10 protein-coding genes and 1 tRNA gene are annotated in these 12,939 nt (G+C 61.7%); 7 read left to right on the forward strand and 4 right to left on the reverse strand.

Going from position 1 to position 12,939, the window contains the following annotated elements:
* Positions 1–145: 145 nt before the first annotated feature.
* From GGD57_RS19520 to GGD57_RS19535, 4 genes are all read right to left on the reverse strand, one after another.
* Entirely contained in the window at positions 146–1,168 is a 1,023-nt protein-coding gene (locus tag GGD57_RS19520) for a porin (RefSeq protein ID WP_184471948.1), read from the reverse strand.
* 594 nt (positions 1,169–1,762) lie between these two features.
* A tRNA-Ser gene (locus GGD57_RS19525) sits at positions 1,763–1,853 on the reverse strand.
* A 254-nt stretch (positions 1,854–2,107) separates the two neighbouring features.
* Entirely contained in the window at positions 2,108–3,325 is a 1,218-nt protein-coding gene (locus GGD57_RS19530; protein WP_184471949.1) for an FAD-dependent oxidoreductase, read from the reverse strand.
* An 86-nt stretch (positions 3,326–3,411) separates the two neighbouring features.
* Positions 3,412–4,527, reverse strand: coding sequence for a Gfo/Idh/MocA family protein (locus GGD57_RS19535; RefSeq protein WP_097611259.1), 1,116 nt, complete (start codon positions 4,525–4,527; stop codon positions 3,412–3,414).
* A 207-nt stretch (positions 4,528–4,734) separates the two neighbouring features.
* Here GGD57_RS19535 and GGD57_RS19540 point away from each other — a divergent pair, with 207 nt between their 5' ends.
* The 7 genes from GGD57_RS19540 (at position 4,735) to GGD57_RS19570 (ending at position 12,884) form a co-directional block, all read left to right on the forward strand.
* Positions 4,735–5,610 (forward strand): MurR/RpiR family transcriptional regulator, encoded by an 876-nt coding sequence (locus GGD57_RS19540; RefSeq protein ID WP_184471950.1) that lies wholly within the window; start codon positions 4,735–4,737, stop codon positions 5,608–5,610.
* Between the two features lie 92 nt (positions 5,611–5,702).
* Entirely contained in the window at positions 5,703–7,637 is a 1,935-nt protein-coding gene (locus GGD57_RS19545) for a bifunctional 5-dehydro-2-deoxygluconokinase/5-dehydro-2-deoxyphosphogluconate aldolase (RefSeq protein ID WP_184471951.1), read from the forward strand.
* Positions 7,638–7,837: 200 nt separating this feature from the next.
* Positions 7,838–9,688, forward strand: coding sequence for a 3D-(3,5/4)-trihydroxycyclohexane-1,2-dione acylhydrolase (decyclizing) (iolD, locus tag GGD57_RS19550; RefSeq protein WP_184471952.1), 1,851 nt, complete (start codon positions 7,838–7,840; stop codon positions 9,686–9,688).
* A 64-nt stretch (positions 9,689–9,752) separates the two neighbouring features.
* On the forward strand, positions 9,753–10,670 hold the full coding sequence (iolE, locus tag GGD57_RS19555) for a myo-inosose-2 dehydratase (RefSeq protein ID WP_184471953.1): 918 nt from the start codon (positions 9,753–9,755) through the stop codon (positions 10,668–10,670).
* Between the two features lie 195 nt (positions 10,671–10,865).
* Entirely contained in the window at positions 10,866–11,663 is a 798-nt protein-coding gene (gene iolB / locus GGD57_RS19560; protein WP_184471954.1) for a 5-deoxy-glucuronate isomerase, read from the forward strand.
* An 89-nt stretch (positions 11,664–11,752) separates the two neighbouring features.
* A complete protein-coding gene (locus tag GGD57_RS19565; protein ID WP_184471955.1) occupies positions 11,753–11,980 on the forward strand; it encodes a DUF1127 domain-containing protein in 228 nt (75 codons plus the stop codon).
* Positions 11,981–12,047: 67 nt separating this feature from the next.
* Complete coding sequence (locus GGD57_RS19570; protein ID WP_184471956.1) at positions 12,048–12,884, forward strand: helix-turn-helix transcriptional regulator; 837 nt, start codon at positions 12,048–12,050, stop codon at positions 12,882–12,884.
* Positions 12,885–12,939: the final 55 nt, after the last annotated feature.

Genomic DNA, 12,939 nt, shown 5'->3' on the forward strand with positions numbered 1-12,939 from the left:
TCTCGCAGTTGCGCTTCTCTTCGTTCGCCATGACCAGCTTACGGTGGGACTTCCACCCACAAGAGTGCGCCCATGCTGGGCGCACAATGCAAAAAAAGCCCGGCTCGAGAGCCGGGCTTTCCTGATTGACCGAAGTCAGATCAGATTAGAACGAACGCTGCAGGCGGAAGTAGCCCGTCGTGGAGTCGTCAGCATCTTCCGGATCGAGGTACTGAACCGAAGCCTTGGCGTAGAAGTTGTCGACGATCTGGTAATCAACCGTCAGACCGACCTTCCATGCATCGCCGTCAGCGAAGTCGCTGCCGCTAACGCCGTAGTTGCTGTAGTACTGAACACCAGGGGTGATCTTGAGCTTGTCGGTTGCCTTGATAGCGTATTCGGCAGCAACAGCCCATTCAGCGGCGTTGTAGTACGCGTTCGGGTTCGTGGAGTAGACAGCTGCGAGGCCGAGCGTGCCCGGACCGATGTCAACCGTACCCATTGCGCGAACAGCGCCTTCTTCGTTGTCGGTGTCGTAACCGGCAGTGATCTGGTAGCTGAAGGCACCAGCCTTGCCGCCGAGACCAACAGCAACACCCCAGTTGTTGGCGGTTTCGCCATCATAGAACGGGCTGTCTTCCAGTTCGTCGACGCTGATGCCAGCGTAGAAGTCGCCGGTTTCATACTGGTAACGGAGCGAGTTGTGCAGCGTAACCGGCGAGCCGATGTCGTCGGTTTCGCCAGAGAGACCATCGTCCCACCAGCTGTAGAACAGACCAGCGCGGAAGCCGGCGATGTCGAGGTAAGCGGAGTCGAGGGCGGCGCTCTGATCGCTAGCGTTGTCAGCATTGAACTGCATGACGATGACGCCGGTCAGCGGACCATACTCGGTGTCGCTCTTAGCCGTGAACTGAACCTGACCGCGGGTCTTGGCATCCCAATCCGAGTCGTTGCTGGCGGAGCCGTTGAGCGGCTGATCACCAATGTCGACCTGGAAACGGATGTAGCCTTCGATCTTGAGGCAGGTTTCGGTGCCCGGGATGTAGAAGTAGCCGGTGCCGTAAGCGTCGCAGACGCGAACATATTCAACCGGTTCCGGCTCGGCAGCAACGATAGCGTCAGCAGCGTGAGCACCGGAAACTACTGCGAGAGCAGCAGCGGAGCCGAGAAGCAGGCTCTTGATGTTCATAAATGACCTCCAATTCAAAGTTTCGATCGGGTTTGGGATCTTTCGCTGAGCAGCGTTCCCTGCCCCATCCCCGTGTTTCAAGAAGTGGACGATCAGCCGCCCTTGCTTCCGACGCTGAAAATACAAGACCGAAGCCGTCACGCAATCACCAACTTACTCGGATGGGTGATTTGAGACAGCCTTCCCGACATCCTGTTGCTGAAAGGACACAAGTCGGGCGACCGGCCTCGATTTCCTTTATGCTTTGTTAAGAAAACACTGATTTTGCCGCCGCTTAGCGGAGGCCAGCAAAGAATTGGACAGGCGTCTCGCAACACATTCGAGACACTTTTTTGACGAAGTCGGGCTCTTGCGGGGGATATCATCACTGCCGGAAGCGTAACCGGGCGATCACCGATCCGCTTTCGCCGGCTGCCGGGACTTGAAGGCAGGATGTGATTCCCGCAGGCGATTCTCTCGCTTCGACGCGGAAGAGATTCTTTTCATCGCGCGGCCATGAGGCATAGCCCGAATGGCACTCACGCGGCATAGCCCATTCAACGAAGACGATTCGCTGTCAGCGACGAAGAGCGGCACAGGTTGGAAAAATCGGGATGGCGGAGAAGATGGGATTCGAACCCACGATACGCTTTTGACGTATACTCCCTTAGCAGGGGAGCGCCTTCGACCACTCGGCCACCTCTCCGGTGCGGCCTAACTATGGTGACCGGTCTGTGAATGCAAGGGTTTTTTCAGTTTTCACCAGAAGAAATGCAACGGGGCGGCATTTCGGCAGGCCCGCGCAAACCGAGGGCATTTCCTGTCACGATCCGGGAATTTGATCGTGCTTCGTTCTCTTCGACGAGGAAGCCGGGCTTTCCGCCCGGCGCCTGGCAGGTTCGGCAAGCCCGGCACGGCATTGCCGCCGGCGGCAATGCGCTGCGTGTACCGGGTTTGAACTCAGCCGAGCAGGCTCTTGAGGTCGGCAGAGGGGTCGGCGAGAATCGCTCTGTCGGGGTTGATCCCCGATTCCAGCAGCTTCTTGCCGGTCACATAGGCCTTCGCGTCGTTGATCGCGTCGACGGCGATCAGCAGGCCTTGCCTGAAGTACCAGACCGAATGGGCGCCTTCGCGGGCGCCGGGGCGCAGCAGTGTTTCGTCATAACCGAGGTTGAAGCCGGCGATCTGCAGCTTGACATCATACTGGTCGGACCAGAACCACGGCTTCGGATCATATGGCGCGTTGCCGCCGGCGATCACGGCTGCCGCCGCTTCGGCCTGGTCGACGGCGTTCTGCACCGATTCGAGCCTGATGCGGCCACCCTGCCAGGGAAGGGCGGCGCAATCGCCAGCGGCAAAGATCGCCGGATCGGAAGTGCGGGCGAATTCATCGACGACGATGCCGTTGGCGACTTCGAGGCCAGCTTCCTTGGCAAGCTGATCGTTCGGCACGACGCCGATGCCGACGACGGCAAAGTCGATGTCGATCACCGATCCATCGGAAAGTGCGGCGCCGGTAACGCGACCATCCTTGCCGACCAGATGTTTGAGCCCCGTCTTTTCGCGGATCACCACGTCGTGGGTCTCATGGATGCCGCGCATGATATCGGCGGTTTCCTTCGCCGCGACGCGCTGCAGGATGCGGTCGGCCATCTCGATGACGGTGACCTCAAGGCCGCGGTGGCGGGCAACGGCCGCCGCCTCGAGACCGATATAACCGCCGCCGATGATGAGCACGCGGCGACCGGGGCGCATCTCGTCGGCGAGCAGATCGGCATCGCGCTTGTCGCGGGCGACATAGACGCCCTCGAGATCGCCGCCGATCGCCGCCGGCAGCCGGCGCGGGGTCGAGCCGGTGGCCAGAGCCAGCGTGCCGTAATCGAGAACGGAGCCGTCCTGCAGCAGAACCTGCTTGCTGTCCGGCTTGATCTGCTCGGCCCAGGTCGAAAGGCGAAGATCGACGTCATTGTCGACATACCATTGCTCGGCGCGAAACAGCAGGCGATCGAAGGCCATTTCGCCCAGCAGGTATTTCTTCGAAAGCGGCGGGCGCTGATAAGGAGCCACGTCTTCCGCACCGATAAGGGTGATCGGGCGCGTATCCTTCAACGCACGCAGCTTGGCCGCCAATGCAAAACCGGCCTGGCCCGCGCCGATGATCACCAGTCTATCCGTCACGATCTCACTCCCGAAACTGCGCCCGACAACTCCGTCCAGGCCTATCCCCTGCCTCAAACGCCGTCAACGGAAAGCGACTTTTCCATTCAGCCGATCTCGATCCAGCGGCGCTCATGGAAGGACTGTGCCATGGCATGCACCGACTTCTCTATCCTGAGACCGTCTTCAAATGTGACGATCGACGACGGCTCGCCGGAAATTGCCCGGATCAGCTCGCGGCATTCGATGATCTTCAGATCGTTGAAGCCGAGGCCGTGGCCGGGCGCCGGGATGAAGCGATCATAAGGCCGATGGGCCGGTGCCGCCAGTATCTTGCGGAAGCCCTGTTCGGAACCGCGCCCCTCGGCCTGATAGAGCTCGAATTCGTTCATGCGCTCCTGGTCATAGACGATCGAGCCCTTCGAGCCATAAATCTGCAGGGCGATGCGGCCCTTGCGGCCCCAGGCGGCGCGATTCGCCATCAATACGGCAGAGATGCCGCCGCCAAGCCGCATCAGCACATTGGCGCCATCGTGGTTTTCGACGGCACGGCGGCCACCCTCGCTAAGCGGGCGGTCGGCATAGGGCCTGACCATGTCTGTAATGACAGCCTCGACGTGGCCGAACAGATACCAGAGCAGCGACAGCGGATGCACGGCGAAATCGTCGAGCGCGCCATAACCGGCGGCAAGCTCGCTCTTCCAGTAAAAGAAGACATCGGGATCGGCCATGAAATCCTCGTCCATCTCGACGCGGATATGGTTGACCGTGCCGATGGCGCCTTCGCCAACAAGCGTTTTGATGTGCCGCATCACGGGATTCTGGATGTAGTTGTAACCGAGAGCGGCCACCTTGCCGGACCCCCTCGCCGTCTCCAGCATGCGCTCGGCATCGGCATAGGCCGGCGCCATCGGCTTTTCGCACCAGACATGTTTGCCGGCTTGAAGCGCTGCGATCGCCATTTCGGGGTGGAACTGATTGGGCGTGGTGACGGAAACGACGTCGACCTCCGGGTCGGCGATCAGCGCCCGCCAGTCGGCCGTCGCCTTCTCGAAGCCGAATTCACCGGCGCGCGCCTCCGCAAGCCCGGCATTGGCTTCGGCAAGATGCACCAGACGCGGACGCTCGACATCGCCGAACACAGTCTTTACCGCATTCCATGCCAGCGCATGGCACTTGCCCATATAGCCGGTGCCGATCAAACCGATGCCGAGTGGCTTCATTTTCGTCTCCTCCAGGAACTGCGGCCGGATTTTTGGAATATTTGGATCATTTTGACAAGAGACCCATAGGCGGGCATTTTCACGTTCTTCCCGGCAAGCTGTTTAAAAGCCTTGAATTACAGGCGATTAAAAACAATTAGGCGCACCGTTTGAAATCGTCTATGCTCGACAATATGGAATATTTGTTTCATCTCGTGAGCCGCAAGCATGGATAATGATCCCCAGAGGCAGGCGCGTGTGCCGCGCGATTTCGAAAGCCTGCGCAGCACCATCATCGAGCGCAAGGCGAACATGCCGAAGCGGCTGGCGCAGGTCGCCGCTTTCGCGCTCGGCAATCCCGACGAGATCGCCTTCGGCACGACGGCAAGCATTGCGGCTGCCTCCGACGTCCAGCCCTCGACGCTGGTGCGCCTGGCGCATCATCTGGGTTACGAAGGTTTCTCCGACCTGCAGAGCATTTTCCGCGAAAGGCTGCGCGACCGGACGCTGAGCTATGAAGAACGGCTCGTCACGCTGGAGCAGGCAAGCGGCGACGACGAGGACGCCAACCTGCTCTCCGGCTTCATTGCGGCGGCCAGCCAGTCGATCAACCGGCTGGCGGCAACGGTGCAGAGCGATACATTCACGAAAGCGGTCAATATTCTTGCCGGCGCCGAGACGATCTATCTGATCGCCAAACGGCGCTCCTACCCGCTGACGGCACACATGACCTACGCCTTTTCCAAGCTCAACATCCGCCATCAGATCGTCGCCTCGCCGAACGGCGTCGACCCGGAGATGGTGCAGTTCGCAACACCCAGGGACGCGGCGATCGCCGCGAGCTTTTCGCCCTACGCGGCCGACAGCCTCAGCCAAAGCCAGGAGCTTGCCGACCGCGGCGTCCCCGTCATCGCCATCACCGATTCGGCTTTCTCGCCGCTCGCCGCCTGCGCCACGCACTGGTTCGAAGTGGCAGAGGCCGATTTCGCCGGCTTCCGCTCGCTGTCGGCCTCGATGGCGCTGACCATGGCTCTGCCGGTCGCCATCGCCGAGCGGCGCAGAAAGCGTCAGCATTCAAAAGCTGGAAAAGCCAAAATGGAATAAACATTCCGAATTGACAAAATATCGGAACCGATGTTTCATTATTGAAAATTCGCAGGCACTGGAAGCCGCGCAAAATCTAGCGGGAGGACATCATGGTACAATCGAATCCGGGATCACAGCCGGAGCCGGCGCTTGATGTAATCACCATCGGCCGTTCCTCGGTCGATCTTTACGGTCAGCAGATCGGTTCGCGGCTGGAGGATATCGGCTCCTTTGCCAAATCCGTCGGCGGCTGCCCGGCCAATATCGCCATCGGCACGGCGCGACTCGGCCTCAAATCCGGTCTCATCACCCGCGTCGGCGACGAGCAGATGGGACGTTTCATCCGCGAGCAGTCGGCGCGCGAAGGCGTGGCGACGCAAGGCATTGTCACCGACAAGGAACGGCTGACGGCACTGGTGCTGCTGGCGGTCGAGGCCGAGGGCGTGTCGCCGATGATCTTCTACCGGTCGGATTGCGCCGACATGGCGCTCGATGAAGGCGATATCGACGAGGATTTCATCAAGTCGTCGCGCGCCGTTCTCGTTTCCGGCACGCATTTCTCGCGACCGAACACCGAGGCCGCGCAGCGCAAGGCGATCCGCCTCGCCAAGGCGAATGGCCGCAAGGTGATCTTCGACATCGACTACCGGCCGAATCTCTGGGGCCTTGCCGGCCATGCGGAAGGCTTCGAGCGCTACGTGAAGTCCGACCTGGTTTCCTCGAAGATGAAGGAGACGCTGCCGGATTGCGATCTCATCGTCGGTACCGAAGAGGAAATCCTGATTGCATCCGGCGCCGACGACGTGCTCGGCGCACTGAAGGAGATTCGCCGCCTGTCGCCGGCGACGATCGTGCTCAAGCGCGGCGCCATGGGCTGCATCGTCTATGACGGCCCGATCGCCGACGACCTCGAAGCCGGCATCATCGGCCAGGGTTTCCCGATCGAAGTCTTCAATGTGCTCGGCGCCGGCGATGCCTTCATGTCCGGGTTCCTGCGCGGCTTCCTGCGCGACGAGCCGCTGAAGACCTGCGCCACCTGGGCCAATGCCTGCGGCGCCTTTGCCGTCTCCCGCCTGCTCTGCTCGCCGGAATATCCGACCTGGGCGGAACTCGACTTCTTCCTGAAAAACGGCAGCAAGCATCGGGCATTGCGCAAGGACGAGGCGATCAATCATATCCATTGGGCATCGACGCGCCGCGGCGAAGTCCCGCTTCTGATGGCGCTGGCGATCGACCACCGTTCGCAACTCGTCAGCGTTGCCGATGAACTCGGCGTCGGCCACGACAAGATCGTCGCCTTCAAGCGCCTGGCGGTTGCCGCAGCGGCGCGGGTTTCGAACGGCCGCGACGGCTACGGCATGCTGATCGACGAACGTTTCGGCCGCGACGCCTTCTTCGATGCGGCAACGAAGAATTTCTCCTGGATCGGCCGGCCGGTAGAGCTGCCGGGCTCGAAGCCGCTGCGCTTCGAATTCAGCCAGGATATCGGCTCGCAGCTTGTGGAATGGCCGCTCGGCCATTGCATCAAGTGCCTGTGCTTCTATCATCCCGACGATCCCGCCGAATTGAAGAGGGAACAGCAGGAGAAGCTGCGCACGCTGTTCGAGGCGTCCCGCAAGGTCGGCCGCGAGCTGCTGGTCGAGATCATCGCCGGCAAGAACGGGCCGCTCACCGACGACACGATTGCGACGGCGCTGGAAGAGCTCTACGCGCTCGGCATCAAGCCGGACTGGTGGAAGCTCGAGCCGCAGGCATCGACGGAAGCCTGGAAGAAGATCGATGCGGTGATCGCCAAGAATGATCCATGGTGCCGCGGTATCGTGCTGCTCGGCCTCGAGGCGCCCGCCGACGAGCTGATCTCCTGCTTCGAGGCGACGCTGGCGGCGCCCTCCGTGAAAGGCTTTGCCGTCGGCCGGACGATCTTTGCCGACCCGGCGCGGGCCTGGCTTTCGGGGACAATGAACGACGAGGAGGCGATCGCCGACATGGCCGGCCGCTTCCGGCAATTGACGGAAGCCTGGCTGAAGACGCGTGGGCTTCAGTAGGTTATAGATTAGACCCCTCCCCAACCCCTCCCCACAAGGGGAGGGACTTAAGTTGAGGCATCGCTTTACGCCACAAACGAGCTGTCTTGCGGACGCAAGGTTGCGGTGAAATGCGGCGAGCCCCACGAGTGAGCCCCTCCCCTTGTGGGCAGGGGTTGGGGAGGGGAAACCAACGAGAGCGAAGATTGCGGGAGGCCCCGATGGGCAAGACGATACGGTTGACGATGGCGCAGGCTGTCGCGCATTTTCTCAAAAAGCAGATGACTGTTGTCGACGGCAAGAAAGTGCCGATCTTCGGCGGCGTCTGGGCGATCTTCGGTCATGGCAACGTCGCCGGTATCGGCGAAGCGCTCTATCAGGTGCGCGGGGAACTGACGACCTATCGCGCCCACAATGAACAGGGCATGGCGCATGCCGCCATCGCCTATGCCAAGGCGAATTTCCGCACACGCTTCATGGCCTGCACGACCTCGATCGGCCCCGGCGCGCTGAACATGGTGACGGCGGCCGGCGTGGCACACGTCAATCGCATTCCCGTTCTCTTCCTGCCGGGCGACGTCTTCGCCAACCGCGCGCCGGATCCGGTGCTGCAGCAGATCGAGGATTTCGGCGACGGCACGGTTTCCGCCAATGACGCCTTCCGTTCGGTTTCGCGCTATTTCGACCGCATCACCCGGCCCGAACAGATCATTTCGGCCCTGAAGCGCGCCATGCAGGTGCTGACCGATCCGCTGGATTGCGGCCCGGTGACCTTGTCGCTCTGCCAGGACGTCCAGGCCGAAGCCTATGATTATCCGGAAAGCCTGTTCGACGAAAAAGTCTGGGCGACCCGCCGGCCGCAGCCGGATGCAGACGAGCTGGCAAACGCCATCGCGCTGATCAAGGCATCTCAAAAGCCGGTGATCGTTGCCGGCGGCGGCGTGCTTTATTCGCAGGCGACGAAGGAGCTTGCCGCCTTTGCCGAAGCCCATGCCATCCCGGTCGTCGTCACCCAGGCCGGCAAGTCGTCGATTAACGAGACTCATCCGCTGGCGCTCGGCTCGGTCGGCGTCACCGGCACGTCGGCGGCGAATGCGATCGCCGAAGAGACGGATCTCGTCATCGCCGTCGGCACCCGCTGCCAGGATTTCACCACCGGCTCCTGGGCGCTGTTCAAGAACGACAGCCTGAAGATGATCGGCCTCAATATCGCCGCCTATGACGCGGTCAAGCATGACAGCTATCCCGTGATTGCCGATGCCCGCGAAGGGCTGAAGGCGCTTTCGGCAGGGCTTTCCGGCTGGAAGGCGCCGGCGGCGCTGACCGCAAAAGCCGCAGCCGAGAAAAAGATCTGGATGGAGGCCGCCGCCAAGGCGATGGCGTCTACCAATGCCGCCCTGCCCTCCGACGCACAAGTGATCGGCGCGGTCGCGCGCACGATCGGCGGCGACAATACGACGGTTCTTTGCGCTGCGGGCGGCCTTCCCGGCGAATTGCACAAGCTCTGGCCGGCAACGACGCCCGGCAGCTATCACATGGAATACGGCTTTTCCTGCATGGGCTACGAAATCGCCGGCGGGCTCGGCGCCAAGATGGCGCATCCCGAACGCGATGTCGTCGTCATGGTCGGCGACGGTTCCTACATGATGATGAATTCCGAGATCGCCACGTCGGTCATGCTTGGCCTCAAGCTCAACATCGTCATGCTCGACAATCGCGGCTATGGCTGCATCAACCGGTTGCAGATGGGAACCGGCGGTGCCAACTTCAACAATCTGCTCAAGGACTCCTATCACGAGGTGATGCCGGAGATCGATTTCCGCGCGCATGCCGAGGCCATGGGCGCGATCGCCGTCAAGGTCGGCTCGATCGCCGAGTTGGAGCAGGCGATCGTGGATTCGAAGAAGAACGACCGTACCTCGGTCTTCGTCATCGACACCGATCCGCTCATCACCACGGAAGCCGGCGGCCACTGGTGGGATGTCGCCGTGCCCGAGGTCAGCCCGCGCGGTGAGGTCAACGCGGCGCGCAAGGGCTACCTAGAAGCACGCGCCGCCCAGCGCATCGGCTAATCCGGTGCCATTTTTTTCGGGAAGAGCGTCCCGGCTCTTCCGCAATACTTTCAAGGAGAATGTGATGAAGGCCAAACTCGGCATGTCGCCCATCGCCTGGTGGAACGACGATCTTCCGGAACTTAGCGACGATGTGTCCCTCGAGGAATGCCTGCGGCAGTCGCGCAGCGCCGGTTTCACCGGCATGGAACAAGGCCGCCGTTTCCCCAGCAATCCCGAAGAGATGCTGCCTATCCTGCGCGCCGCCGACGTGACGCTGTGCGGTGGCTGGTTCTCCGGCACGCTCGTCAATGAGGAGCTTGCGGCCAACAAGGACCGCATCGCGCCGATGATCGAGCTGTTCAAGGCGGTCAATGCGCCCTGCATCGTCTATGGCGAAGTCGGCCGCTCCATCCAGGGCGATCGCTCCAAGCCGCTCGCCACCAAGCCGCGCCTTTCCGACGACGAGATGAAGGCCTATGGGCGCCGCGTCACCGAGTTCGGCGAATGGTGCGCCGAGCAGGGCATGCCGCTCTCCTATCACCATCATATGGCGGCCGTCGTCGAAACCGAGCCGGAACTCGACGCCTTCATGCGCTCTTCGGGTGCAGGCATTCCGCTGCTGCTCGATGCCGGACATCTCGCCTTTGCCGGCGGCGATGTGCTGCGCGCCATCGGGAACCACCACGCCCGCATCAATCACGTCCACGTCAAGGATATCCGTAAGTCCGTGGTCGACGGGCTCGACCGCAGCCGTCAGTCCTTCCTCGACGCGGTGGCGCTCGGCGCCTTCACGGTGCCGGGCGACGGCTCGCTCGATTTCGCCGCCATCGTCCAGCGGCTCGCCGATTACGGTTATGAAGGCTGGTTCGTCGTCGAGGCCGAACAGGATCCGCGCAAGGCGCCGCCGCAGAAAATGGCCGAGATCGGCCATGCGGAATTGATGCGCGTGATGACGGCGGCAGGCTATACCGTGGAAACGGAAGGCTTCCCGAAGGGGTAAACGAACAAAACCCCTCCCCAACCCCTCCTCACAAGGGGAAGGACTTAACTTGAGGCACCGCCCCGCACTAGACAGCGGCCACCCTGCAAGAAGGAACGCCGCAGTACGGGCGAGACAGCACGGCAGGTTAGCCCCTCCCCCCTTGTGGGGAGGGGTTGGGGAGGGGAATTTTCCAAGTAAAGAAGGAAAACACCAATGCCAAACCTCAAGGTGAAACCATCCGGCACGCATGGCCGTGTGACGCATGTGACCCCGGAGAATGCCGGCTGGACCTATGTCGGCTTCGATCTGCATCGGGTCAAACCCGGCGAGACGGTTTCGGGAGAGACCGGCGACCGGGAAGTCTGCCTCGTTTGGGTGACCGGCAAGGGCAAGGCATCGGCCGGATCCCGGGATTTCGGCACACTCGGCGAGCGCATGAACCCGTTCGACGGTGCGCCGCATGCGCTCTACATCCCGATGAGCTCGACTTGGTCGGTGACGGCGGAGACCGATCTCGAGCTCGCCGTCTGCTCGGCGCCCGGTGGCGGCACCTATGAGGCGAAGGCGATTCCGCCCGGCACGCATCCGCAGCTGACGCGCGGCAAGGGCACGAATGTGCGCTATGTCAACAATATCATGCCTGAGGACGACAGCTCGGCGCATTCGCTGCTGGTCGTCGAGGTGATCACCCCGGGCGGCCATACATCCTCCTATCCGCCGCACAAGCACGACCAGGACGACCTGCCGAACGAGAGCTTCCTGGAAGAGACCTATTATCACCGCCTCAACCCGCCGCAGGGCTTCGGTTTCCAGCGCGTCTACACCGACGATCGTTCGCTCGACGAGGCAATGGCGATCGAGGACGGCGACGTGACGCTGGTGCCGAAGGGCTACCACCCCTGTGCGGCCTGCCATGGCTACGATCTTTATTACCTCAACGTCATGGCCGGACCGAAGCGGATCTGGAAATTCCACAATGCCGCCGAGCACGAGTGGCTGATCAAGGCGTAACGGTCTCGTTCGATCGCTAAATAATCTGACAGCGCCAAGCCGCCGCTGATGGTTCACTGCCTCCATCCAAACACGGATGGAGGATCACCATGTACAGCTCGAAAATCACAATCCCGACCCGGACTATTCGCTCTTCGCGTCATATCGATTCCGGCCTGCTTCTTGCCGTCATCACGGCAGCGCGCTGGCTGGCGCGCAAGATGAACGAACGACGCAACTGCAATGCGCTGATGGAACTCTCCGACGCGCAGCTGAAGGATATCGGCCTTTCCAGGGGGCAGACAGAAAGCGACGTTCACGTCTATAGTCGCAGCTGAAATACAGGCATCAGTTGTGATATTATGCCCGGGCCGTCTCGTGGCGGCCTCTGACCCGGAACATACGATGTCGCAGTTTTCAACAGCACCGCTCCTGAAAACGAAGATGGTCACCATTCGTGATATCGTCTGCAACGGCGAGTGCCGCCATAAGAGCGACGAGGAATGCGCTCACAGGACAAGCCTCGTCTATCCCTATCGCGGCGTCTTCATGCGGCATGTCGGCCGCAATGACACGGTGGCCGAAGCCAATCAGGTGCTGTTCTTCAATGCCGGCCAAGGGTATCGCATCAGCCATCCGATCGAGGGCGGCGATGCCTGTATCGATCTGGCAATCGACGAAGCCATGCTCGAAGAGCTGGCGCCGAAAGAACAGGTGCAGCCGGGCCCGGCCTTTTCCTTCCGTCGCCAGCGTCGGCGAATCGATCCTCGTGCGCAGGCGCTGGTCGCGCTGCTGCGGCACGGCCTCAGCCGCAATGTCGCTGAAACACTGGAGGCGGAAACACTGGCGCTGACGCTGGTGCGCCGCTCGCTCGGCGAGCGCACATCGCATGCGGCAGGTGCCAGCGCCGGCCGGCAGAAACTCGTCGACAGGGCAAAGCTGGTGCTTGCCTCCGATCTCGCCCGGCGCTGGACGCTCGGGGAGATCGCCGCAGAAGTGGGCGTCTCGCCGGTTTATCTCACCCAGGTTTTCCAACAGGTCGAGGCCACGCCGCTCTACCGCTATCAGTTGCGGCTGCGGCTTGCCCGCGCCCTCGACCTGCTCGGCCAATATGAGGATCTGACGGCGCTCGGCCTCGATCTTGGCTTTTCCAGCCACAGCCATTTCAGCGCTTCGTTCAAACAGGCCTTCGGACAGAGCCCTGGCGAATTCCAGCGCGCGGCGCAATTGCGACGCCGGTGAGGTCGATCGCTAAAGATTTCGACAGCGGCAATGCGGCCTTCGATGATCTTATGAG

Source organism: Rhizobium esperanzae (assembly GCF_014197615.1).
Taxonomy (GTDB): Bacteria; Pseudomonadota; Alphaproteobacteria; order Rhizobiales; family Rhizobiaceae; genus Rhizobium; species Rhizobium esperanzae_A.